The sequence below is a fragment of the Planococcus sp. APC 3906 genome, from assembly GCF_030407685.1.
GTDB classification, from domain to species: domain Bacteria; phylum Bacillota; class Bacilli; order Bacillales_A; family Planococcaceae; genus Planococcus; species Planococcus koreensis.
In genome coordinates this window covers 92,984-116,898 of the sequence record NZ_JASDCW010000005.1, presented here as the reverse complement: position 1 = coordinate 116,898, position 23,915 = coordinate 92,984, and the positions used below count along the sequence as shown (strand labels likewise).

28 protein-coding genes are annotated in these 23,915 nt (G+C 51.2%); 19 read left to right on the top strand and 9 right to left on the bottom strand.

The genetic code is table 11. The features are described from left to right. Positions 1-135: 135 nt before the first annotated feature. From nagE to QMA09_RS04905, 5 genes are all read left to right on the top strand, one after another. Positions 136-2,043, top strand: a complete 1,908-nt coding sequence (gene nagE / locus QMA09_RS04925; RefSeq protein ID WP_290212254.1) for an N-acetylglucosamine-specific PTS transporter subunit IIBC — start codon at positions 136-138, stop codon at positions 2,041-2,043. Between the two features lie 64 nt (positions 2,044-2,107). Beyond that, positions 2,108-3,277, top strand: coding sequence for an N-acetylglucosamine-6-phosphate deacetylase (gene nagA, locus QMA09_RS04920; protein WP_290212253.1), 1,170 nt, complete (start codon positions 2,108-2,110; stop codon positions 3,275-3,277). Next, the gene (gene nagB / locus QMA09_RS04915; RefSeq protein WP_290212252.1) at positions 3,274-4,014 is read left to right on the top strand and encodes a glucosamine-6-phosphate deaminase; all 741 of its coding nucleotides are present in this window, start codon (positions 3,274-3,276) and stop codon (positions 4,012-4,014) included. Before nagA ends, nagB begins: the two co-directional genes overlap by 4 nt. Before the next feature lie 5 nt (positions 4,015-4,019). Next, complete coding sequence (locus QMA09_RS04910) at positions 4,020-4,742, top strand: GntR family transcriptional regulator (RefSeq protein WP_135501870.1); 723 nt, start codon at positions 4,020-4,022, stop codon at positions 4,740-4,742. A 44-nt stretch (positions 4,743-4,786) separates the two neighbouring features. Further along, complete coding sequence (locus tag QMA09_RS04905) at positions 4,787-5,518, top strand: SIS domain-containing protein (protein WP_290212251.1); 732 nt, start codon at positions 4,787-4,789, stop codon at positions 5,516-5,518. Between the two features lie 87 nt (positions 5,519-5,605). On the opposite strand, the gene QMA09_RS04900 is transcribed toward QMA09_RS04905, so the two are convergent. Beyond that, entirely contained in the window at positions 5,606-6,184 is a 579-nt protein-coding gene (locus tag QMA09_RS04900) for a YdhK family protein (protein WP_290212250.1), read from the bottom strand. Positions 6,185-6,322: 138 nt separating this feature from the next. Between QMA09_RS04900 and QMA09_RS04895 the strand changes: the two genes are divergently transcribed. The 7 genes from QMA09_RS04895 (at position 6,323) to QMA09_RS04865 (ending at position 13,155) form a co-directional block, all read left to right on the top strand. Beyond that, positions 6,323-7,279, top strand: coding sequence for a F510_1955 family glycosylhydrolase (locus QMA09_RS04895; protein ID WP_290212249.1), 957 nt, complete (start codon positions 6,323-6,325; stop codon positions 7,277-7,279). A 36-nt stretch (positions 7,280-7,315) separates the two neighbouring features. Beyond that, the gene (locus tag QMA09_RS04890; RefSeq protein ID WP_290212248.1) at positions 7,316-8,722 is read left to right on the top strand and encodes a sensor histidine kinase; all 1,407 of its coding nucleotides are present in this window, start codon (positions 7,316-7,318) and stop codon (positions 8,720-8,722) included. After that, positions 8,697-9,371 (top strand): response regulator transcription factor, encoded by a 675-nt coding sequence (locus tag QMA09_RS04885; protein ID WP_290212247.1) that lies wholly within the window; start codon positions 8,697-8,699, stop codon positions 9,369-9,371. Before QMA09_RS04890 ends, QMA09_RS04885 begins: the two co-directional genes overlap by 26 nt. A 116-nt stretch (positions 9,372-9,487) precedes the next feature. Beyond that, on the top strand, positions 9,488-10,459 hold the full coding sequence (locus tag QMA09_RS04880; protein WP_290212246.1) for a YncE family protein: 972 nt from the start codon (positions 9,488-9,490) through the stop codon (positions 10,457-10,459). Then, on the top strand, positions 10,440-11,117 hold the full coding sequence (locus QMA09_RS04875; RefSeq protein WP_290212245.1) for a response regulator transcription factor: 678 nt from the start codon (positions 10,440-10,442) through the stop codon (positions 11,115-11,117). The genes QMA09_RS04880 and QMA09_RS04875 overlap by 20 nt, the downstream gene beginning before the upstream one ends. Further along, positions 11,114-12,502: a sensor histidine kinase gene (locus QMA09_RS04870; RefSeq protein ID WP_290212244.1), complete on the top strand. Its 1,389-nt coding sequence runs from the start codon at positions 11,114-11,116 to the stop codon at positions 12,500-12,502. Before QMA09_RS04875 ends, QMA09_RS04870 begins: the two co-directional genes overlap by 4 nt. A gap of 104 nt (positions 12,503-12,606) precedes the next feature. Continuing rightward, a complete protein-coding gene (locus QMA09_RS04865) occupies positions 12,607-13,155 on the top strand; it encodes a FixH family protein (RefSeq protein WP_290212243.1) in 549 nt (182 codons plus the stop codon). A 73-nt stretch (positions 13,156-13,228) separates the two neighbouring features. Here the strand turns inward: QMA09_RS04865 and QMA09_RS04860 are convergent, their stop codons facing one another. From QMA09_RS04860 to QMA09_RS04845, 4 genes are all read right to left on the bottom strand, one after another. Next, the gene (locus QMA09_RS04860) at positions 13,229-13,555 is read right to left on the bottom strand and encodes a four-helix bundle copper-binding protein (protein WP_135501839.1); all 327 of its coding nucleotides are present in this window, start codon (positions 13,553-13,555) and stop codon (positions 13,229-13,231) included. A gap of 105 nt (positions 13,556-13,660) precedes the next feature. After that, positions 13,661-13,897: an SHOCT domain-containing protein gene (locus QMA09_RS04855; RefSeq protein ID WP_290212242.1), complete on the bottom strand. Its 237-nt coding sequence runs from the start codon at positions 13,895-13,897 to the stop codon at positions 13,661-13,663. A gap of 32 nt (positions 13,898-13,929) precedes the next feature. After that, a complete protein-coding gene (locus QMA09_RS04850; protein WP_290212241.1) occupies positions 13,930-14,190 on the bottom strand; it encodes an SHOCT domain-containing protein in 261 nt (86 codons plus the stop codon). Between the two features lie 14 nt (positions 14,191-14,204). Further along, a complete protein-coding gene (locus QMA09_RS04845; RefSeq protein WP_290212240.1) occupies positions 14,205-14,489 on the bottom strand; it encodes a hypothetical protein in 285 nt (94 codons plus the stop codon). Positions 14,490-14,698: 209 nt separating this feature from the next. On the opposite strand from QMA09_RS04845, the gene QMA09_RS04840 reads away from it, so the two are divergent. Next, entirely contained in the window at positions 14,699-15,244 is a 546-nt protein-coding gene (locus QMA09_RS04840; RefSeq protein WP_290212239.1) for a GNAT family N-acetyltransferase, read from the top strand. A 70-nt stretch (positions 15,245-15,314) separates the two neighbouring features. On the opposite strand, the gene QMA09_RS04835 is transcribed toward QMA09_RS04840, so the two are convergent. Next, positions 15,315-15,500, bottom strand: coding sequence for a CsbD family protein (locus QMA09_RS04835; protein WP_135501831.1), 186 nt, complete (start codon positions 15,498-15,500; stop codon positions 15,315-15,317). A 103-nt stretch (positions 15,501-15,603) separates the two neighbouring features. Between QMA09_RS04835 and QMA09_RS04830 the strand changes: the two genes are divergently transcribed. Beyond that, the gene (locus QMA09_RS04830) at positions 15,604-16,215 is read left to right on the top strand and encodes a 3'-5' exonuclease (RefSeq protein ID WP_290212238.1); all 612 of its coding nucleotides are present in this window, start codon (positions 15,604-15,606) and stop codon (positions 16,213-16,215) included. 40 nt (positions 16,216-16,255) lie between these two features. On the opposite strand, the gene QMA09_RS04825 is transcribed toward QMA09_RS04830, so the two are convergent. Beyond that, positions 16,256-17,059, bottom strand: a complete 804-nt coding sequence (locus QMA09_RS04825) for a metallophosphoesterase (RefSeq protein ID WP_290212237.1) — start codon at positions 17,057-17,059, stop codon at positions 16,256-16,258. 254 nt (positions 17,060-17,313) lie between these two features. On the opposite strand from QMA09_RS04825, the gene QMA09_RS04820 reads away from it, so the two are divergent. Genes QMA09_RS04820 through QMA09_RS04810 form a run of 3 tightly spaced genes read left to right on the top strand, consistent with a single transcriptional unit; the run spans position 17,314 to position 19,847 of the window. Beyond that, positions 17,314-18,039, top strand: coding sequence for an ABC transporter ATP-binding protein (locus QMA09_RS04820; protein ID WP_135501824.1), 726 nt, complete (start codon positions 17,314-17,316; stop codon positions 18,037-18,039). Further along, positions 18,036-19,064 carry an ABC transporter permease gene (locus QMA09_RS04815; RefSeq protein WP_290212236.1) on the top strand — a complete coding sequence of 343 codons (1,029 nt, stop codon included), beginning with the start codon at positions 18,036-18,038 and terminating at the stop codon, positions 19,062-19,064. Before QMA09_RS04820 ends, QMA09_RS04815 begins: the two co-directional genes overlap by 4 nt. Positions 19,065-19,079: 15 nt before the next feature. Next, positions 19,080-19,847, top strand: a complete 768-nt coding sequence (locus tag QMA09_RS04810) for a class I SAM-dependent methyltransferase (protein WP_290212235.1) — start codon at positions 19,080-19,082, stop codon at positions 19,845-19,847. Between the two features lie 96 nt (positions 19,848-19,943). Here the strand turns inward: QMA09_RS04810 and QMA09_RS04805 are convergent, their stop codons facing one another. Both QMA09_RS04805 and QMA09_RS04800 read right to left on the bottom strand, forming a co-directional pair. Continuing rightward, a complete protein-coding gene (locus tag QMA09_RS04805; protein ID WP_290212234.1) occupies positions 19,944-20,300 on the bottom strand; it encodes a DUF1801 domain-containing protein in 357 nt (118 codons plus the stop codon). Positions 20,301-20,312: 12 nt separating this feature from the next. After that, on the bottom strand, positions 20,313-20,831 hold the full coding sequence (locus tag QMA09_RS04800) for a helix-turn-helix domain-containing protein (protein ID WP_290212233.1): 519 nt from the start codon (positions 20,829-20,831) through the stop codon (positions 20,313-20,315). A 222-nt stretch (positions 20,832-21,053) separates the two neighbouring features. Here QMA09_RS04800 and QMA09_RS04795 point away from each other — a divergent pair, with 222 nt between their 5' ends. Together QMA09_RS04795 and QMA09_RS04790 are read left to right on the top strand one after the other, a co-directional pair. Beyond that, positions 21,054-22,358 (top strand): MFS transporter, encoded by a 1,305-nt coding sequence (locus QMA09_RS04795; protein WP_290212232.1) that lies wholly within the window; start codon positions 21,054-21,056, stop codon positions 22,356-22,358. A gap of 96 nt (positions 22,359-22,454) precedes the next feature. Then, the gene (locus QMA09_RS04790; RefSeq protein WP_290212231.1) at positions 22,455-23,438 is read left to right on the top strand and encodes an ornithine cyclodeaminase family protein; all 984 of its coding nucleotides are present in this window, start codon (positions 22,455-22,457) and stop codon (positions 23,436-23,438) included. The last annotated feature ends 477 nt before the right edge of the window (positions 23,439-23,915 follow it).

Below are 23,915 nucleotides of genomic sequence, written 5' to 3'. Positions count from 1 at the left end.
AAAATCATTATTCCAATTTATCAAGATATAATGAAAGCGTGTGCATTTATCTGATAAATAATAAATTGGTATAGACATCTATACAAACTATCTCTATAGTAAAAATTAAGACTAAAGAAGAAGAGGTGGATTCATTTGTTCAGTTTTCTGCAGAAAATCGGGAAATCGTTGATGTTCCCAATCGCTACATTGCCTGCAGCAGCTTTGCTGTTGCGCTTTGGCCAGGATGATATGCTTGGAATTCCGTTCTTGTCGGCAGCTGGTGCGGGGATCATCGATAACCTTGCCATCATTTTTGCGATCGGCATCGCTTTCGGACTTGCCCATGACAGCAACGGCGGCGCGGCGCTCGCCGGTGCGATCGCTTATCTGGTATTGACGTCAGCGATCGTCACGATCAACGATTCGATCAATATGGGTGTTTTTGCCGGGATTCTATCGGGAATTGTCGGCGGGCTATTATACAATAAATTTTACGATGTGAAATTTCCAGCGTGGCTGGCATTCTTCGGCGGCAGGCGCTTCGTGCCGATTGTCACCGCGGCTGCAATGACTGTGCTCGCTGGCCTATTCGGCTACGCGTGGCCGCCGATCCAAGGAATCATCGACGGCGCAGGCGATTGGATTTTGAATGCCGGCATGTTCGGCGTAGGAGCTTACGGCTTCTTGAACCGTTTGCTTTTGCCAACGGGTTTGCACCATGTCATCAACACGATTGTCTGGTTCGACTTCGGTACATTCACGGACGCCAACGGAGAAGTTGTGCGCGGCGAGATCAACCGCTTTTTAAAAGGGGACCCGACAGCGGGGCCATTCCTTTCCGGGTTCTTCCCGATCATGATGTTCGGGCTTCCGGCAGCTTGCTTGGCGATTTATGCGACGGCTAAAAAAGAGCGCAAAGCTATTGTCGGCGGAATGCTGTTCAGTATCGCCTTTACTTCGTTCCTGACAGGAATCACGGAACCGATTGAATTCTCGTTCATGTTCTTGTCGCCGGTTCTGTATATCGTCCATGCCATGTTGACCGGCGTATCGATGATGGTCGCTTATGCACTGGATATCCATCACGGTTTCGGATTTTCTGCCGGCGCCATCGATTATGTCCTGAACTACGGGCTTGCCCAGAATCCGTTGATGCTCTTGGTGATGGGCGCTGGAACAGGCGCGATTTACTTCGGGATCTTTTATTTCCTCATCATCAAACTGGATCTTAAAACACCGGGTCGCGAAGATGAAGACATGGAAAATGGCAATGCCGATACAGGAAATACAGGCAACGATATCCGTGCGTACCATACGATTGAAGCGCTCGGCGGCAGCAGCAATATTACCGCTGTCGATTATTGCACGACGCGCCTTCGCCTGACGGTCAAAGACGCGGACAAAGTAAGCGAGAAAGACTTGAAGCGCCACGGCGCAATGGGGCTTATGAAAATCAATAAAACAAATGTCCAGGTGGTCATCGGGACAGCCGTTGAATTTTTGGCGGATGCGATGCAGAAGCGTTTGGCCAATGGCAACCCAGCACCCGAAAGCTTGGAAGTGCCTGTGGAAGAAACAACAGCAGCGCCTGAACTTGTGAAAGAACTTCGCATGGGCGATTTCGAGATGCCGATTGACGGAGAAATCATTGAACTTTCTCAAGTGCCGGATGAAGTGTTTGCGAAAGCGATGATGGGACCAGGTTTCGGAATCATTCCTTCCGGCGGCACGCTCCACTCGCCGGTTGATGGGCGCGTAGTGACGTTGTTCCCGTCGAAACACGCAATCGGCATTGAAACAGACACAGGAATCGAAATCCTGATCCATGTCGGTTTGGACACCGTGAAATTGAAAGGCGAAGGCTTTGAAGCGCTCGTTGAACAAGGACAGCTGGTGCAGCGCGGAGATGCGCTGTTGAAACTCGACCTTGCGTATCTTGAAGCGAATGCACCTTCGGCAGTGACGCCGGTCATCTTCACGAACTTAGCAGGACAAGAATTGGAAATGCTGAAAAAAGGGAAGCAAAACCAAGGCACGGATTCCATCTTGAAAATTCAATAATGATAAGATAAAACCAGGAAACGCATTCGTGACGTTCCTGGTTTTTCGCAAGGAGTGTTAGCAGATGAAGAAAACCATCTTGATTTCAACCATCACCATCGCTGATGCAATGAACAACAGTTTTATCGGCGACGTTTTTCTGGAGGATGGAAAAATAACCGAAACAGCACCAGCCATATCGAAAGCTGCCGATATCCATATTGATGCAGCCGGAAAGAATTGGACGCTGTTTCCAGGGTTCATTGATGTCCATATCCACGGAGCTGCGGGTTTTGATGTCATGGACGCTACACCGGAAGCGCTGGGCGGCATGGCCGATGTGCTGCCGAAAGAAGGCACGACAAGCTTTTTGGCGACAACGATGACGCAGTCCGATGAGGCGATTTCAGCGGCGCTGCAAAATGCCAGCCGGTTTCAGGCGGGTGATGCACAGGCCGAGATGCTGGGCGTCCATTTGGAAGGGCCCTTCATTTCTGTTAAGCAGCCAGGCGCACAGCCGGTCGAGCATATCACCGCACCGTCAACGGCTCTTTTTTCGAAATGGCAAGAGCTCAGCGGCAATCGCATCAAAGTGGTGACGCTCGCTCCGGAAACGGATGGCGGTTTTGAATTTATCAAAAGGCTGACAGGGGACGGCGTTTTAGCGTCGATTGGCCATTCAGACGGCACCTGGCAGGAAATGCAGCAGGCACTCGAAGCCGGCGCAAGCCGCGTAACGCATTTGTACAATCAGATGAGTGCGTTTCATCACCGGGAGCCGGGAGTAGTCGGAACGGCATTGCTGGAGGACCGGTTGACTGCCGAAATCATTGCGGACTTCATCCACAGCCATCCGAAGTCGGTTGAATTGGCTTTTCGCCAAAAAGGGGCGGAACGCCTCGTGCTGATCACCGATGCGATGCGGGCGAAAGGGCTCGAGCCAGGCATTTATGGGCTGGCCGGCCAAGACGTCATCGTCACCGAAACGGATGCACGCTTGAAAAGCGGTGCGCTGGCCGGCAGTATTCTGACGATGGATGCAGCGGTGAAAAATGTCCGCGCAGCAACTCATTGCACAATCAGCGAGTTGGTGGCCATGACTTCAGCGAATGCCGCAAAAGAACTGGGCTTGGACAATAAAGGCTGCATCGCCGCAGGAAAAGATGCGGATCTTGTCATTCTTGATGAAAACTTGGATGTTCAGCTGACGATCTGCCGCGGGACAATCGCTTTTGCAAAGGAGGGGCTCGTGTGAAAGTGGAAGTAGTTGAAAACTACGATGAAATGAGCAGCCGCGCAGCCGATATTATGGAAGCGCAGATTTTGCGGAATCCGCGTTCGGTGCTGGGGCTCGCGACCGGCTCTACGCCGCTCGGCCTTTACCGCAAGCTGGCGGAAGGGGTCCGGCAGCGGCAACTATCTTACAAGCAAGTGAAAACCATTAATCTGGATGAGTACCGCGGGCTGAACCGCAGCCACCCCAATAGTTACCATAAATTCATGAACGATCATTTATTCGATCACCTGGATATTGATATGCGCCACACCTATCTGCCGGACGGGCAAGCTTCTTCCGTGGAAGAGGAATGCCTCCGCTACGAAGCGCTTATCGATCGGCTCGGCCCGATCCATTTGCAAATTCTCGGTTTGGGCACGAACGGCCATATCGGATTCAATGAACCCGGGACGCCGGAAGACAGCTTGACGCATTGCGTTGAACTGGACGAGTCGACGCGGAAAAACAACGCACGTTTTTTCAGTTCGTTGGAGGAAGTTCCCACCCATGCCATTACGATGGGCATCGCGTCGATTCTGAAAAGCGATAAAATCCTTTTATTGGCATCCGGGAAAAAGAAAGGCGAAGCGGTCAAAAGGCTGTTGGAAAAACAGCCAGGTGAGGAATTTCCAGCGTCTTTCTTGTGGAAGCACGAAGACGTCACCTTGATCGTGGACCGTGAGGCCTACCAATTGGCGGAAAAGGAAAGGCAGTGAACACGGTGTTAGACAAACAATCACACGTACCGATGTACGTCCAGATAGAAGAGGCATTAAAGCAGCGCATCAATGGCGGCGAATTTCCGATCGGCACAGCGATTCCGTCTGAACGCGATTTGACGGAGCTTTTCGGGGTTAGCCGCATGACCGTGCGCCAGTCGATCACTAATTTGGTGAACGAAGGCCTGCTGCACCGCGAAAAAGGGCGCGGCACGTTTGTCGCCTCGCCGAAAATGGAACAGCCGCTGACGGGCTTGACGAGTTTCACGGAAGACATGAAAGCGCGGGGGCTGGTGCCGAGCAATAAAATCATCAACTTCACCAAAGGGCTGCCGGAGCCGGATGTCGCGAACGAACTTCAGCTGGCTGGCGGCGAAGCAGTGTTCACCGTCGAACGCATCCGCTACGCCAACGATAAGCCGATGGCGCTTGAACGAACTTATTTGCCGGTGAAATTGTTTCCGCAATTAAGCGAAAAGGAACTGGCCGGGTCGCTTTACTCGTTGATCGAACAAGAGCAAGGGCTGTCGATCAGCCATGCTTCCCAGCGGATGGAGGCGTCGCTCGTGAAGAAAGAAGAAGCGGACTTGCTTGAAATCGGCATGCCGGCACCGATCCTGATGATCGAACGCGTATCTTATTTATCGAACGGCGTTCCTTTCGAAGTGGTCCGCAGCATGTACCGTGCCGACCGCTATAAATTCATCACCGAAATCCAGCGCTGAAAAAACGAATGATGGAAGCCGCTTGAGGCGAAGGAGGTTTGCTTATGTTAACAAGGTATTTCGATAACGTGCACGAAATGCTGCAGCTTGTTGAAAACCAGGAAAAAGAAGCGATGGTGCAAGCGGCCGAGAAAGTGGCGGCAGCGATCCAAAACGGCGGAATTGTCCAGTTGTTCGGCTGTGGCCATTCCCATATCCTGACCGAGGAAGTTTTTTACCGGGCTGGCGGCCTCGTGCCGGTCAAACCGATCTTGATCGAACCGCTGATGCTGCATGAAGGCGCAGTCCGTTCTTCTGGACTGGAGCGCAAAAACGGCTATGCAGCAGAGCTGCTCCAACAGCAGGATTTCCGGCCGGAGGATGTGGTATTTGTTTTATCCACTTCCGGACGAAATCCAGTGCCGGTTGATTTTGCGCTCGCCGCTCGCAGCAAAGGCGCATTCGTCATCGGCCTGACGTCACTCGCCTACGCAAACAGCCAGCCCTCGAGGCATGCGGATGGACAACATTTGCATGATGCAGTGGACCTCGTCATCGACAACCATGCGGTGGCGGGCGATGCCGTCCTCAGCGCGGAAAACGTCCAAGTGCCTTTTGGTCCGACGTCAACCGTGGTGGGGGCTGCCATATTGAACGCCGTCTTCGCTGAAGCCATTCAAACGATGGCCGACAAAGGCTTCGAGCCGCCGGTTTTCCTCAGCGGCAATATCGACGGAGCGGACAGCCACAATAATGCGCTGATTGAAAAATACCGGAGACGGATACCGTCATTGTGATGATGGACATTAAAAAAACACCTTCAGCACCAAGCGCTTGAAATCAGCGCTGGCGTCGAAGGTGTTTTTGTTTTGGGGAATTAGGTTTTATTCAGCAGACAATTCGCTTTCGGTCAGCCATTTATGATTCATGACTTCCTCGCCGTCAGCGGTTGTGAAATCGACCATATAGACAGTCGTTTCCTCGGCAGAATCGATTGTGGCAGTGGCGCCGTTCATGCCTTCCATATGGTCAGCGGTGACAATGGCTTCATCTCCTGCAGCCAGTGGTTCGCTGCCGGCATCTTCAAGCTCTTCGTGGATGACCCATTTATGGTCCTCGACCGGTTCGCCGCCGCCCTCCGGCGTATAAGAGATTGCATAAACGGTCGTATCGAATGCGCCGACAATCGTCGCTTCACTGCCTTCCATGCCCTCCATATGGCCAGCTGTAATGGTCGCTGTGCTGCCTTTCGGATACGTCGGATCGGCAGCTTCCTCCAAGCCCATCGGAATGTCGCCGGAACCGGAATGGTCCATGCCGCTATGGTCGCCGCCGCTGCTTTCTTCTGCCGCAGGCGGTTCGGTTTCCTGTGTCATTTGCGGTTCATCTGAATCTCCGCACGCAGCGAGTGTAAGCGCCGCAACGGCGGATAACATGGTGATCTGAAACTTGTTTTTTATCATGGAAATCCCTCTCTCGTTGTTGGTCTACTTTCACTATACCCACTGATTATGCAGAATATGTGCAGATGCATCTGCACGGAAAATCGAGAGTTTTCAGCTATAATAGAAGGAACAGAATATGGAGAGGTGGCAATTCGCATGAACAATAAATTATGGATCGCCGTATCCTTAGCGGCTTTATTGGCAGCAGGGTGCGGAGCTGAAAACGAAAGTGAACCTGCACCGGCAGAAGATGCAGCAGAAGAAGAGGCGGCACAAGGCAGCCTGGATGCAGAAGACTTTGAAGTGGATTTTGAAGGCACAGTGGAACACGTCCACGGCATGGGTTATATCGAAGGCGATGGGCTTTATTTCGCATCGCACGAAGGGCTGAAAATCTACCGCGACGGCGAATGGCTTGAAACGGATGGCATGCACAACGATTACATGGGCTTTAACGCGGTGGACCGCGGATTCTACACATCCGGACATCCTGGCCAAGGCTCCGGCATGATGAACCCGATCGGCATCCAGCGCAGCATGGACGGCGGCCGTTCGCTCGAACACATGGGCTTTGAAGGCGAGACCGATTTCCACGCCATGGCGGTTGGCTATCGCAGCCATCACATGTTTGTCATGAACCCGCAGCCGAATTCCGGCATGGGAGCGGGCTTTTTCCGCAGTGAAAACGAAGGCAAAGACTGGAGTGAAGCAGCTGCAGAAGGGCTTGAAGGCGACATCTCCTATTTGGCGATGCACCCGGACGATTCGCAAATCATCGCCGCAGCGACATCAACCGGCGTTTACCTGTCCGAAGATGGGGGCGATTCGTTCAAAGCTTTGACGAACGATGGCCAATTCGGCACAGCACTTACGTTCAGTGAAGATGCGCTGTATTACGCAAGCTATGAGACGGCGTCGGAGCTCGTCGAATATACACTTGAAGGCGGCGGCACAAAGACTTTGCCATTGCCGGAACTGCCGGAAGACGGGGTGCTGTACCTAGCACAGCAACCGGATGAATTGGCGATTTACACTGTCAAAGGGCAGGCGTTCATCTCGGGGAACAAAGGCGAAGAATGGACGCAAATCATGGAAAATGGCGAAGTGCGATGACATCGCCAGCAAAGGGTTCGGCCTTAAGAGGCGCTTATGTTCAATAAATTATCGCTGAAGATCGGCTTATTGTTTTTCGCATTCATCTTATTGATCGAAGCGCTGCTGTTCACCGCCTTGTATGTCACACTCGTCAACGAACGCGTCGATGAAGTCATGGCGAGCTTGCTTGCCCGCGGGGAAACCCATAGCGAAGTGCTTGCGGACCATTTCGAGCCGACGACGCTCGAACATGTCGGCATGATGGAGGCGGCGTCTTCTTATATAGTGGTCATCACCGATGAAGCGGGGAGGATCCTCATCAATTCAGATCCGCTCGAACCGGAAATGGTCGATGTGCTGGAGCATACCGATTTTGAAGAAGTGCCGGCAAGCGGCAAAGTGGTCGAAGAAAAATGGGACGACAAGCGCTATATCGCGGCAGACAGCCCCATTACAATTGATGGCGAGCACGCCGGGCATGTATTCATGTTTTCCGGCACGGCAGCGATCGAGCGAATGGTCAGCAATTTGCAGAAGCAATTTCTGGCGGCCGGTGCCATCGCGGTCTTGTTGACGATTGTCGCGGTGCTGATGCTGTCGCGTTTTATCACATTGCCGCTGATCCGCATGAAAGAAGCGACGGAGCAGCTGAGTGTCGGCAACACAGGCGTCGATTTGTCGACGGACCGCAACGACGAACTGGGTGAGCTGGCGAATGCCATCACCAAATTATCGGTCGATCTCGACCGGCTGAAAAATGCCCGCAACGAATTCCTGGCGAGCATTTCCCATGAGCTGCGGACGCCGCTCACCTATATCAAAGGCTATGCGGATATCCTCAGCCGGCCGGGAATCCCGCAACAGGAGCGGGAGGAATACATCGCCATCATCCGCGAAGAGTCAGCGCAGCTGGCAGCGCTCATCGGGAATTTATTCGAATTGGCGAAGCTCGATCTGCATCAGTTTGAAATCCGGCGCCAGGATGTGGCCATTGATGAATTGCTGGAGTCGGTCGCGGCATTGGTCAAGCCGGCGTTCAGGGAAGGCCGAATTTCCTTGTCGGTAGCGTGTGAGCCCGGCCTTCGTGCCTTCTGGGATCCCGACCGCATCCAGCAAGTGCTGCTGAATATTCTGGACAATGCGCGGAAACATTCGGCTGCGGGTTCTCGGGTCTCAGTGGACTGCAAGCAAGAAAGCGATGACATCGTCATCCGCATCAGCGACGAAGGTGAAGGCATCCCGGCGGAAAGTGTGCCGTATGTTTTTGAACGCCTTTACCGCGCCGAGAAATCACGCTCGCGCGAAAATGGCGGGTCCGGCCTCGGCCTTGCGATTGCCAAGGAAATCGTCGAATCGCATGGCGGGCGGATCGATCTGAAAAGCGAACAAGGCAAAGGAACGGATGTCATTGTCCGGCTGGAAAGAGGGGAAAGGGATGCGCAAAGTATTGTTGGTGGATGATGAGAAACGGATGCTCGATTTGCTGGCGCTGTATTTGAAGCCGCATGGCTATGCCTGCCTGAAGGCACAGAGTGGAAAACAAGCGATTCAGCTGCTCGAAGAAGAGCCGGTGGATCTGGTGATCCTCGATATCATGATGCCGGAAATGGATGGCTGGGAAGTGTGCCGCGAAATCCGGCGCTTCTCGAATGTGCCGATCATTATGCTGACGGCGCGCGAGCAGCAGGAAGACATCGTGAAGGGGCTGCGGCTCGGTGCCGATGATTATTTGGTCAAGCCATTCGGAGAAGAAGAGCTGCTGGCGCGCATGGAGGCTTTGCTGCGCCGTGCAGCACCGGCTAAACGGTTGGAAACGGCGGGTTTGGTGTGGGACGAAGAGCGCTTTGAACTGGCTTACCACGGCCACATCATTCGGCTGACCCCGAAAGAATTCGCGATGCTCGGGCTGCTCATGAAAAATCCGGATAAAGTCTACGAACGTTCACGGCTGCTTGAGATTGTCTGGGGTTTCGATTCGGAAACCGAAGGCCGCACCGTCGATTCACACGTCCGCAACATCCGCGAAAAAATTCGCCAGTCCGGCTTTCCGATCGATGATTATTTTCGCACTGTTTGGGGCATCGGCTATAAATGGGTGAATATGAAATAAGCTGTGCTGCAGAAGGATCTGCAGCGCTTTTTTTATGGCTTGCCAAAGCGGAATTTCACACGGATTTCGCATTTCCGGTGTATACTTTCCACATGAAACAACAAAGGATGATTGGAATGAAACACAAAATAGGATTAATGGGTGCAGCGGCGCTCGCTTTGCTGCTCGGGGCGTGCTCCGGGGAAGTGAGCTACAGCTGGCCGGAAGCCGACAATCAGCTGTTCGTCACGCACATCAAAAAACCTGTGCTGACAGTCATCAGCAGCGGAACGGAGCAAACGGAACTTGAGCTGCCGTTCATTGCATCGGATATGGTGATGGCAGAAGGCAAATTGGTGCTCGCAAGCAAAGAAGAAGACAGGCTATATGCGCTCGATTTGGACACGCAGAAATTGGAACCGCTCGGCGAAACGGGCGAAGGCATCACAAAACTCCTGTATGGCGGTGGAAATCTGTATGCGGCATATGCAGACTCAAACAAAATTGCACAGATTGCGCTGGAGCCGTTCACCATCAAAAATACAGCTGAAACCGGGCAGCATCCGCATTCAATGGCAATGGACGGTTCGAAGCTGTATGTGACGAATGTCTATGGCCAAACAGTGCAGGCAATCGAAACCGCAACGATGGACGTCGAAGCAACGCTCCAGATTGTTGATCGCCCGAATGGCATCGCCCTGGAAGATGGCAGCGTGATTGTCGGCGGCCATGGCCCTTATGGCCAACTTAACGATAGCATTTACCGCTACTCGCTGAAAGAAGAAGAAACGGTTCAGAAGGTGGAAACCGGATTGATGCCGGTTGAAATCATAAAGGACGGCGGCAGCCTCTTCGTACTGAACCACGGTTCGCATGATGTCGTGAAACTGGATGCCGCCACATTGGAACTGCAAGGCAAAGTTTCAGTAGGTGACAATCCGTATTACGCTGTCGCATCAAGTGGCAATTTATATGTCAGCAGCATGGACGCTGATGCAGTCAGTGAAATTGATATTGAAAGCTTTACCTTAACGAGAGAAATTCCGACGGCTGCCGGGCCGCATGCGATGGTGCTGGAGGGGGATACCGATGAAAATACTGGTCATTGATGATGAACAGACAATGCAGCATTTGCTGCGGCTCATGCTGGAAGGAGCGGGCTATGAGGTGTTGACGGCGCCGAGCGGGGAAGAAGGCATCCGGCAAATACGTACGCAAAAAATCGACTTTGTCATTCTCGACGTGCTGATGGGCGGCATGGATGGCTTCGCCGCATGCGCAGAAATCCGCCGTTTCACGCCAGTGCCGATTCTCATGCTGACTGCGATCGCCGGCAGCGAAGCGGACAAAGTAAAAGGGCTGCGGGCAGGAGCCGATGATTACATGGTCAAGCCATTTTCAAAGCAGGAACTGCTCGCCCGTATTGAGGCGATTCTTCGGCGCAGCCAAATGGCAAACGTCCAAGTGGACAGCGAATGGGTAAATGGCGCACTCGAATTGAACGAAGCGATGCGAACTGTGCGGGTCGCGGGCAAGCCGGTGGCATTGACGCGGCGCGAATTCGATTTGCTGGCATTTTTGCTGAAGCACCGAGAACAGGTATTTTCGCGCGAACAATTGATGGAGAAACTTTGGGGGGAACAGGCTTATAACGTCACGACGCGGACGGTCGACACCCACATCAAAACGCTGCGCATCAAGCTCGGTGAAGCCGGCAGCGCAATCGAAACCGTCTGGGGTTTGGGCTATAAGCTGGTGAAACGATGAAGCCATACCGTTCTATCGCAACAAAATTATGGCTCTTATTCGCTGGTATTTCTGTTGCCGGTGTCGTTCTCTTGATGTTCGTCGCCTATTCGGTTTATGACGCGGTATACGTCGATGCGGAACGCGAACAATTGCACGAACTGGCGGAAGCATTGCGTGGTGCTTATTTGGCCGGTGACGAAGAAAAGCTGGAGGGCATTATCGGCTTTCTGGAAGATTCCGGCCTCGACGCACTGGCAATCGATGACCCAATGGTGCTTGGCGCAGCGCTGCCGCTCCAGGCACCTGAAGGGGATGTCATCATTAATTTCGAGGAACGGGAACAGCTTGCGCAAGGAGAGGCTGTAGTCATTGAGCGGCGCAATGCGTATGTCGATGCAGATTTGATCGGCGTAGCGCTGCCGGTGATCGAGTCGGGGAATTTGCGGGCAATCGTCTTCGCCTACCGGCCGGTATCGGAACTCAGCCAGGCCTTCATGAATGTGCTGCCAATCCTAGCGGTGTCCGGCTTGCTTGCGCTAGCAGCGCTTTATGCCATCCGGCGGCGCATCCAGAAAGAATTCATCGGGCCGGTCGTGGAACTGCGGAACGCTTCTGACGCCATGGCAAAAGGGCGCTTCGAAGGCGTCGTAAAGCCTGGCGTACACAATGAAGTCGGCGACCTTGGCCAGTCATTCAGCGCGATGGCGGCGTCCATCCGTGAAGAAGATGAGAAGAAACGCGAATTTCTGCAGAATTTGTCCCATGAATTGCGGACTCCGCTCAGCTATATGAAAGGCTATAGCGAATTGCTGCAGCAGCCGGATGCCGACTACCGGAACATAGCGGCTATTTTGTACCGTGAATCGGAACGCATGGAACGGATGGTCAGCCAGATCCTGGACTTGAGCAAACTGGAAGGCGGCAATGAGGAAATGGCGCATGAGCTATTGGCGCTGAGTGAAATCGCGCTGTCGGCAATCGACAACACGGCAGTGAAATGGCGGGGCAAGCAGCAGCGCTTAGAAGCGGACCTCGATGAGGAACTGCTCGTGTACGGCGATGAAGACCGTTTGCTGCAGGTGCTGGTCAATTTGCTCGACAACGCCATTGCTTATACGCCGGAGGGCGGTTCGATTGCTGTAAGCCTGCGCAAAGAAGGCGGAGAAGCAGTGCTCGAAGTGAACGACAATGGGCCGGGAATCCCGGAACAGCATCTGCCCCACTTGGCAGAGCGGTTCTACCGCGTTGAAAAAGGGCGCACCCGGGCTGGCGGCGGAGCAGGCATTGGGCTGTCAATCGTTAAAGGGATCGCTGAAATGCACGGCGGCCGCTTGGAAGTAGAGTCGTCCGAAAGCGGTGGAACGTGCGTCCAAGTTCGGCTTCCGATGGCGTTGATCAGTTGACGAGTTGTTGGAAAATTTTTATTTCGGAAATTTCACAGTCGTTTCACAATTGCCCATTAAGCTGAATCCATTGGAATAATTTCAGGTTAATGGAGGGTTTATTGATGAAGAAATTGATGGTGATAGGCGCGTTGGGATTGATGCTCGCCGGCTGCGGCATGGAAGAGGAAAGCGTGGACAACGCTTTAGCCGCTGAACAAGAGGTGCAGGAATTGGAAGTCGAAGTCCTGACCGAAGCTAAGGGCGAAACGGGCGAATGGACGCTTGAAGCCTATGTATCGCAGGGCGGCGAAGCAGTGAACGACGCGGATGAAGTGAAGTTCGAAGTATTCAAGGCTGGAAAGAAAGACGATAGCGTGAAAACGGATTATACGGATGTGAAAGACGGCGTCTATTCGGTCAAGCACACATTCCAGCAAGACGGCGTCTATTATTTCATCCCGCACGTAACAGCGCGCGGCTTGCATACGATGCCGACGCAGCAAGTGCTTGTTGGAGATGTGACAGCGGAAGAAATCCAAGCAGCTGAAGAAGCGATGGCTGAAGCGAAAGCCCAAATGATGGACAACAATGAGTCTGGCATGGAAGGCATGAAAGAAAGCGAAGGCACGAAAGACGGCATGGAAAACAGCGAAGGCCATAGCGGCCACTGAGCGACAACTAGATGAATACACAAGAGACCCCCTCCTGATCCAGGAAGGGGTCTCTTGTGTTGAAAATTAAGGATTATGCTGCGTTTCTGCAAGCTTCTGCACATTTCATGCAAGCTTCCGCACAGCGCTGGCAATGGTCGTGGTCATGTTTTTGGCATTCTGTCCCGCATGCTTCACAAATAGCTGCGCAAGCTTTCGCCAATTCGGAAACGAATGGTGAATTGCGCGTAATGGCATGTTCCAAATACGCGCAGATGTCCGCGCATTCACGGTCCAGGCGGATGCAATCTACCATCATCTTGACGTCGTCTTCTTTTAGGCACGCGTCGAAGCAATGATTGCAGGCCTCCGCGCAGTCGTGCAATATTTTGATCATTTCTGCATGTTGTTCATGAGCCATTCCTATAACCTCCATTTCAGATTTTACTGCTCTCCTTTTCTGCTTTCCCCAAGCTCAGAAGTCTAAACGGAATGGGGCCAACTCCTTGGAATCTGCACAGTTTTATTATCCTTCCGGAGGGCTTTTGCGCCTGCTATCGAGTTCCTGCAGGCGCTGCCGATATTCTTCTGCGCTGATTTCGCCTTTGGCAAAGCGGTCATCCAGCTTTTTTTCAGCAGTGCCCAAAGAGCCGATGCTGCGCTGCCTTGCGTAAATCGCCACAGCGCTAATGGCTGCAACCAGGATGAGCACAATAAGGAGAATCATGAAAAATGAAATCCGTACGCCTTCTGTTTCTGCCATCGCATTCTGCTCCTTTCTGAAAAGCTTCCTTGCTAATCACGTTTGTCGCCCTCAAGTTCCAACAGCCGCTCCCGGAATTCTTCCGTGCCGATTTCTCCCCGGGCATAGCGTTCCTTCAGCAGTTCAATTGCCCGGCTTGAAGGGGGAACCGGTCCTTCAGCGGTATTTCTCCGGCTGAAAGCAACAATCATCCAAATGGCCAAAGCCAGAAAAATAAGCAGGACAATTAGACCGAATGCCATCCCCATCCACATCATGGGATTGGAAGCCGAATTCGAACCGTAATTCCACATCGCATTCACCTCCGTCATTCATTTTTATGGCTCTTAAGCGAAAGGTGCCGCCTGGCGTCGTCATGCAATTCGCGCATTCCGCAACGGTATTGTTCTTCGGTGATTTCCCCATTGCTGAATTGCTCTTTTAAAAGCCGCGCCACAAAATGCGAATAATTCACTTTCTCCATTGCAGAACCGATGCGCCTTGTATAAAACACCAACAGGACAGCAAGCACCAACAAGGCAATGTGAATCAGGAGCAGCCACCCGTAGCGGGGGTCTTCCCGCATAAAGACGACAAAGCCGAGATAAGCCATTGCAGTCGTCTCCTTTCCGCAGAGTTTGGGATCATGGATTGTTCTTGCTTAAATCGGTGACACTGAAAGTGAATATCAATTACCCATAGTGTACAACATAATAGATGGAATATTCTAATTATTAAGAAGGAGAATGTTTATTTCATGAAAAAGCCTCAACTTATAAAGGATATGCTACGATATACCATAAAAAGGGAGGGTAATGACCTATGTTTATACATAAAATTGACAATGACTTGTCATTGAAACTGCTGGACTTGAAAGACGCACCACGAATCTTTGAACTGACTGACAACTCGCGCGGCTACTTGAAAGAATGGCTGCCGTGGCTCGATTACACGACCGAATTAAAAGATACGGAAGATTTCATCAAAGCGGGAAGAGGCAATTATGCGGAAGGCAAAACCTTGAATGCCGCAATTTCATACAAAGGGGAAATTGTCGGCCTTGGAGGATTCAATAACATCAATCCGGCCAATAAGACCGCGTATATCGGCTATTGGCTGGGACAGGATTATCAAGGCAAGGGCATCATGACGCGTGTAGCGCATGCGCTGACGGATTATGCGCTGACAGAGTTAAAGCTCAATAAAGTGGAAATCCGCGCAGCGGTCGGCAATGCGAAAAGCCGGAGCATCCCCGAGCGCCTCGGTTATATTGAGGAAGGCACCATCCGCCAAGCGGAATTGCTTTACGGGCAGTATGTCGATCATGTGGTTTATGGCATGCTCGCTGAAGAATGGCAGGGAAAATAGAAGCGTTTTACTGAAGAGCAGACATGAAAAGTCCCCTGGCACACTATGTGCCAGGGGATTCTTGATATGCTTATTTATTGAAATCTTTTTTGAAGTCGCCGACTTTATCTTGGATATCGCCTTTGGCTTTGTCTTTTTTGCCTTCTGCTTGGAGTCTTGTATCATCCGTAGCGTTGCCGACTTGGTCTTTCAGTTCGCCTTTGCCTTTGCTGACTGCGCCTTTTAATTTATCTCCGAATCCTTTGTCTTCTGCCATGATGAATTCCTCCTTATAATTGTGTTACTGATTATATAACCTGAAAAAGGAAAAGTTAAACGTTTTTCGGTACAATAGAAAGAGTAGAAAAAGGAGGGACAGCATGGATAAACGAGATCCCAATCAAATTATCGACCAGAAACTAAGGGAAACCCGGCCGCCGTGGCGCGGAAGACAAGCACCGGCGCAGCCCAAAAAATATAAGCCCAGCATGAAGACTGTGGAGAATTACGTCGTCCTCGATTTCGAGACGACCGGCCTGAAAGCGGGCAGCGATAAAATCATCCAGATCGGCGCCGTGAAATACATTGGCCATAACCGGGAAGATACGATGTATTTATTGATTAACCCGCAATGCCATATTTCCAGCACGATTACGCGGATCACCGGCATCACCAATGCAGATGTCCAGGAAGCGCCGGTCATCGAAGAAGTGGCGCATGAATTAATCGCGTTTATCGAAGGCTTGCCGATCATCGCGCATAACGCACCATTTGACATGGGCTTTTTGTACGCGCTGGAAGAAATTACGCCCATTCCCGAATACACCGTTATCGACACGGTGCGTCTGGCGCGGAAAGCGATTACTGAAACACCGAACCATAAGCTGACGACGCTGTCGGCATTTCTTGAACTCGAACACAATGCCCATGACGCGCTTGGCGATTGCTTAGCGACAGCGGCTATTTACCAATTCTGTGTTTCCAGGCTTTAAACCCAATCAGCCTCCGGCGCAATTGCCGGAGGCTGATTTTTTATATTTCCACGATTTTGATGGCTGAAAAAATTTCATCTTTGGGGGAATCGGCATGCCATTCGGAAGGGTAATAGCCGAGCGGATTGCAGATCACTTCGATGCCTTCATGCCAGTCGTGGTAGCGCAGGTGGATATGGCCGAAGATGTATTTCTTCACGCCGTATTTCAGCGCCAGTTCGCCGTAGCGCACGCTGCCCATCATCGCATTGAAAAAATCCCAGCTGCCGATGTTTTTGACGCGCAGGTAATGGTGGAACGGGATGACATGCGTCACCAGGATGATGTTCTTGCCTTTGTGCTGTTGGAGCCAGTTCTCAAGTTTCGCCAGCGAAATGCCGGTTTCTTCGATATCGGAACGCGGCCAATGTGCGTGGCGCATATCCGGCCAGTGGTAATCCTTATAGACGCCGGCAGCAAACTCCTCTTCCGTATGCCCTGCGACGCCAAACGAATAATCGTACCATCCGCCATCGCCGATAATCACCCATCCGCCATCCAGCTCAACCGGGCCATTGCCCAAATTGCCGGGGAACGCCAAGAGTTTGTCGTAAGCAACTTGGGAATCGGTGGCATAAATGTCGTGGTTGCCGTTGACGAACAACAGCCGGATGTCTGGAACCGCACCCTGCAATCCGTCCAAAAGTTCCAGCGCCTTGTCTGGATCACCGGCGATATCACCAGCGATGATAAAAATATCGGGTTTGTGGAGCTTCAGCCACTGCTCGATCAGCGCGATGATATCCGCGCCCGTCTTTTTCCGGTTCAGTTCCTCGTGTATGTCTGATAACACTGCAATCTTCACTTGCGGCTCCCCCTTTGTCTCGCAGCTGAATATAAGGTTTGCTATGGTTTTGCTTAAGCTTTTGTAAAAAGTATAACGCAATTGTCATAACTAATAAACAATTCCGAAAAATTAAGCCGACCTTCTATTATTTGCAAAAAAAACATGTAGAATGAAATTTAAGAAGCGGGTATATAAAACGCTCCGGCTGGGAGAGGCTAAAGCCTTGCAGCGAAAATGCAAAACTTCATTTTTTATGGAATGGGGGTTTAACAATGGAGCAGGCAGTTGAAATAGAAGGCGTCAGCAAATCTTTCGGCAAGAAGGAAGTGCTGTCGGACATCAGTTTTTTAATCGGTGAAGGGATGATTTACGGCTTGATCGGCCCATCGGGTTCGGGCAAGACGACGCTGGTCAAAATGATTGTGGGCATCGCGGCGCCGGATGCAGGTGCGATCCGAATCTTTGGCGTCAATGTGCCGAACCTTGAATTGCTGGAGAAGGTAGGGTATATGGCGCAAGCGGATGCGCTTTATACGGAACTGACGGGCAAAGAGAATTTGGATTTTTTCGCGTCGTTGTACCCGATGAAAAACGCGGCACGGAAGAAACGCATCGCCTACGCTGCGGGCATCGTCAATTTGACCGCTGAACTAGGCAAGCGCGTATCGGCTTATTCGGGCGGCATGAAACGGCGCTTGTCACTGGCTATTGCGCTGGTCCACAATCCGAAATTGCTGATTCTGGATGAGCCGACTGTCGGCATGGATCCTGAATTGAGGCTGTCGGTGTGGACGGAATTGCTGCACTTGAAAAAGGAGCATGGGAAAACGATTATCATTACGACGCATGTCATGGACGAAGCCGAGCGCTGCGACATCGTTTCGCTCGTCAGGGAAGGCCGGATCCTCGCGACCGGCACGCCAACCGAGTTGAAGCAAGCTTACGGGGCAAAGGATCTCGAGGAAGTTTTCCTGAAAGCCGGAAGGGAGAACCGATGAGGATTCTGGCGATCGTCAAGCGCATCATCAAACAATTGCTGAGGGACCGGCGCACGCTTGCGCTGCTGTTTTTTGCACCGCTGATTATTTTGACGCTTATGTATTTTTTCTTTAACGGCGAAACGGAAGAGCTTGTGCTCGGCACAGTCAATGTGGATGTCTGGTTCACTGCTGCGCTCGAAGAAAGCGGAGTCCACGTCATCCCGTATGAGGAGGCGGGCCGTAAAACGGTCATCGACGATGAATTGGATGGTTTGCTGCTGGTTTCGAACGGCGAGATGTCGCTGGTTTTATTGAACGAAGAGCCTTCCGCTTCAAAAGCGCTGTCGGCGCAAATCCGCACTGCGGCGATGCGTTTGGCAGCAGAGCCTGAAGGACGGCCGCAGGAAATCGCGGCGCAGTATATTTACGGCAGCGAGGACACCGCTTTTTTTGATGTCCTAAGCCCGGTATTGATCGGATTTTTCGTGTTCTTTTTCGTCTTTCTGATTTCAGGCATCGGCTTGCTGAAAGAACGGACTTCGGGGACATTGGAGCGGCTGATGGCGACGCCGATCCGCAAAGGGGAATTGCTGGCGGCTTACCTGGTGGGTTTCGGACTGTTTGCAGTGGTCCAGACCATCATAGTCGTGGCGTTCTCGATCCTTGTGCTCGATGTGGTCGTTGCCGGTTCGGTCTGGCATGTCATCCTGATTAACTTGGCGCTGGCATTGGTGGCGCTGTCGCTTGGCATCTTACTGTCCACGTTCGCCGCCACCGAATTTCAGATGGTGCAGTTTATCCCGCTCGTCGTGGTGCCTCAGATTTTCTTTGCAGGCATATTCCCGGTCGAGGGGCTTGCGGACTGGCTGCAGGCGATTGCCAAAGCCATGCCGATTTATTACGCTGCGGAAGCGTTGAAGGCAGTCATGTACAAAGGATTGGGCTTCGACGCCATCAAAGGGGAGCTGGCGGCGCTGCTGGCATTTGCCGCCGTTTTCATCACGCTGAATCTGCTGGTGCTCAAATCGCACCGGCCGCTATAAAAGGAGGAGAAACATTTGTTAAGTTATTACAGCAAGCTATCATCAGAAGTATACGACCTGGACAAGCCGATCGGCAGTTCGTTCGGCGACATCGAATACTACGCAGAGCGGTTGGAAGGCGTATCTGGCAAAATCCTTGAGCCGGCAGTCGGCACAGGGCGCATGCTGATTCCGCTGCTCGAAAAAGGCTTTGACGTCGACGGCTTTGATTCGTCGACGGAAATGCTCGAAATCTGCTGGGCCAATTGCGAGGACCGCGGTCTGGACCCGGTCGTCTTTGAAGCATCAATGGAATCATTCGAAAGCGAAACCGATTATCAGGCGATCATCATCTCGACGGGGACGTTCCTGCTTATGCACGAGCGGGACACCTCGGTCCAGGCGCTGCATAATTTCCACCGCCATCTGGCAGACGGCGGCAGGCTGATCGTCGATTTGTCGCTGCCGGGGAATATCGAGCTTGAAAAAACCAATACGCGAACGTGGAACACACCGCACGGCGAAGTGATTACAGTGGAATCGAAAAAAGTGGCAGTCGACTGGCTGAACCAATATTCGATCGGGCAGAACCGCTACGAAAAATGGCGTGACGGAGAGCTCGTCGCGACGGAACTTGAACGGTTCCCGATGCGCTGGTACGGCATCGAAGAGTTCAAAATGCTGCTCGAATACGCCGGCTTTACGGAGGTTACGGTATCGGCCGGTTACCAGTACGGCAAAGCGCCGTCACGCACAGGAGAAATCCTGACTTTCGAAGCGGTCGCGAACAAGCGCGGACTTTAGGGATGTATATGGCGAAGATATGGAATAAAAACAAAAGGCGTTCAATCCATGTGGGGATTGAACGCCTTTTTTATCATATTTACATTCATTAGCCACTTATTTCTGGTTGAATTCAATCGCTTCCCAGATCAAGCTCTTAAAAGGCTCCGGTTGGATATCCGATAATTTATGGATGCGGATGTGGCGCATTTTTGTGCCATCGCCTTCGAGCAGATTGCCATAGTCAGGCAATTGAGCCCCTTGGTAGAATCCGAAATTGACGTGGCTTTTGGCCGGCTGCAAATAGCACACCAACCCATCATGTGAATAGCTCGGTTTGGACCATTTGATTTCTTCCGACATTTGATCAGAGGCTTCGAAAATAAGCTCTCTCAACTCAAGCGCCAGTGGTTTTACATGTTCGTCCAAGCCGTCAAAAAATGGATCGGCTAATGGATTATACAGCTCTTTCATCAAATCGCCCCTTTAATTCATTTTGGATGAAACTACTAAAAACCGCACTGCGGAGTTTGTATGATTGAACCAATAATGCTTTTTGCGCGCATCGAACATGGTCGATTGCTGCGCTGGAAAGTCCATTTGCATACCGTCAATTTCCACAGTCAAAACGCCTTCAATGACAAACAAAAACTCAAAACCGCTATGGGAAAAAGCATTCCCCTTGTTCTCGCCTGGCTGCAGAGTGACGAGGATCGGAGCGAAATTGGCCTCTTTGATTCCTGCGGACAAATCTTTGTAATAGAAAGGTTCTAGACGCTCCACCCGTTCTCCTTGTTCTTCGCTTTCGGAAAAGAACACGCTGGGGTCAACGTTCAGCGCATCCGCGATTTTGCGCAATGATTCAAGCGTCACGCTCGATTTGCCGCGCTCAACTTGAGAGAGGAAGCTGATCGATACACCTGTTTGTTCAGCCAAATCCTTTAAGGTCAGCTTCCGCTCTTTGCGGAGTTTTTTCAAAATGTGCCCAATGAAGTTTACAGCCATGTCGATTCCTCGCTTTTTTGATGATTGAATCCATATTGATTGCTGCTTTCTTGCCGCCGCTTGTTGCAGTTCACCTTCTATCTTACCTTAAAACAAAACACGGAATGTGATAAAAGAGAAATGAAAAATTATATTGACAGAAAATTGATAACTGTCTAATATCTGAATATGAGTGAAATTAAAGTGTCACTTCAATTTTAAATGAACAAGGGGGATTTTGGAATGTCAAATAAACAAATGAGGCGTGTGTTGGTGGCGAGTCTGGTGGGAAGCTCGATTGAGTGGTTTGATTATTTCCTGTATGGCACGATGGCGGCATTGGTATTCAATCAATTATTCTTCGTCAACGAAGATCCAACTGTCGGTTTATTATTGGCATATGCGTCATTTGCTTTATCATTTTTCATCCGGCCATTCGGAGGAATTGTATTCAGCCATATCGGCGACCGGATCGGACGCAAGAAAACACTCGTCTTGACGTTAAGCTTGATGGGCTTCGCAACTTTTGCAATGGGATTATTGCCGACTTACCAGGCAATCGGCGTTGCGGCGCCGATTCTATTGATTACGCTGCGCCTGATTCAAGGTCTTGGCATCGGCGGTGAATGGGGCGGCGCATTGCTGCTGGCCACGGAATATGCACCACCGGAACGCCGTGGGCTATTCGGCAGCATTCCGCAAATGGGTGTGACAATCGGTATGGTTATGGGAACTTTAGCGTTGTGGATCATGACATTGCTGCCGGAAGATTCATTCATGACATGGGGCTGGCGCGTTCCCTTCGTGCTGAGCGCATTGCTTGTTGTGTTCGGCCTCTGGATCCGCAAAGGCATTGATGAAACGCCTGAATTCAAACGCGTTCAGGAAGCAGGGGAAATTCCGAACCTGCCAATCGTAGAAACACTGAAATACCATTGGCGTGCAGTATTGATCACAATTGGCGCAAAAGTCGTTGAAACGGCGCCATTCTACATTTTCAGTACATTCGTCGTATCATACGCGACAGCGAATTTAGGATTCACGCGTACAGCAACGCTTTCCGCAGTGATGATTGCTACTGTTGTTACGACGGTTTTGATTCCAATCATGGGCCATTTATCGGATAAGGTCGGACGCAAAAAATTGTATGTTGCGGGAACGGTTGCTATGGCGCTGTTCGCTTTCCCGTATTTCTGGATGCTGCAGCAAGGGTCCGTCGCGCTGTTAATCCTGGCGACGGTCATTGCACTTGGCGTCATCTGGGCACCGATCACTGCAGTTCTTGGAACGATGTTCTCTGAAATTTTTGACGCAAAAGTCCGCTATACTGGTGTATCGCTGGGTTATCAAATTGGTGCAGCCGTGGCTGGCGGAACAGCTCCTTTGGTTGCGACTGCGTTGCTTGCACAATTCAATAATTCGTATGTGCCTGTCGCGCTCTACATCATATTTACTGCATTGGTGTCGCTGCTTGCAATTTGGGCAGTCAAAGATGTCAGCGCAAAAACTGCTACACCTAAATTGGCAGTAAAAGAAAGCCGGGCATAGAAAGCCGGAGGGGATGAACAGCGGAAACAAGTGTTTCCGCTCTTTGCCTCACACGTGCAAACGAAGTCCGCCATTTTTCATTTCAGGAGGGGAAACATGCTCATCATCAACGAACAGCAGATTCAGCAAATATACAATATGGCAGATGCCATCCAAAATATCAGCGGCATTTTAGCTGCTAAAACTCAAGGCAAAATCGACAATCCCCATCGTACCGTACTCGACTTCCCCGAACGGCAGGCTTCTGCCCTTTACATGCCAAGCGCCGATCGCGCAGATGAAATCGCGGGTGTCAAAGTCGTGACGATTTTTCCACAAAATCCGCAGCTTGGCAAACCGACGACGCAAGGCATGATCATGTTGGCTGATGTTGTGGACGGCGCACACCTTGCGCTGATGGGAGCCTCTTATCTGACACGGCTGCGCACGGGTGCATTGTCAGCGATTGCGACAGACCGGCTTTCGCGCAGGGACAGCAAAATTTTAACTGTCGTCGGAACAGGCGCAATGGCATTCGAGCAAGTACTGGGAGTGCTGGCAGTCCGAAGCATTGAGAAAATCATACTGGTCAACCGCACGCCTCAGAAAGCGGAAGCGTTCGGTAAAAAACTGGCTGCGTTCGGAATCAGCGTGCCATTCGAAGTGGCAAGCGATAAAGCGCAAGCTATCCGCCAAGCACACATCATCTGCTGCGCAACCCGCTCGGATACCCCGGTATTTTCAGGGGAAGATCTGCAGCCGGGCACGCATATCAATGGAGTGGGTTCGTATTTGCCGAGCATGCGGGAAGTTGATGAAGCGACAGTGCAGCGTGCGGATAAAATCGTCGTTGATGATTTGGCAGGCGTCAAGGGCGAGGCAGGTGAACTGATCCATTGCGCGCAAACAGGCAACTGGTCATTTGCTGATGTCCATGCTGAACTGGCTGACCTTGCAGCGGAAAAGAAACCGGGACGCGAGACCCTAGAGGAAATCACTTTCTTTAAGTCAGTCGGCGCTGCCTATTTCGACTTGGCTGTCGCAAAAGGAGTATACGCCAAAGCCTTGGAGCAAAAAATCGGAGCAGAACTGGAGATGTAAGAAGCGAACTTGCCGAAGCCATAGCCATTCTGAATCTATTGAATACACTCCAGTCTGGGTAAGGCGGTTGCTTTTTACATCATCCTATAAAACAAAAAAGACGGAATCCACGCAACTCTGCGCGGACTCTGTCTTTTTCGTTTTATGCTATATAAATTGGAAGGGTTCAGGTGGAAATGAAATTCCATCTGGAAATCAATTTATGCACTCTTTCTACGTGAATAATTTATCTGAAACTCATCAAATTATTATCATCGATTCTTATTTGAAAAACGAAAGAGCATTATTAAAACTGCATTACAGTGATTGGCTTACAGCTGCTTTCATTATAATATAGGGGGAAAGGTCATACAGGTTTTGCAGTAATCCATTTTTAAAGGATCTTTTTAATGATAATGAACATGTTATTGCTTTACTAAAATAATATACCTATATTCCATCTAAAATGTGGGTACAAAGTATTCTGATTTTATGGTA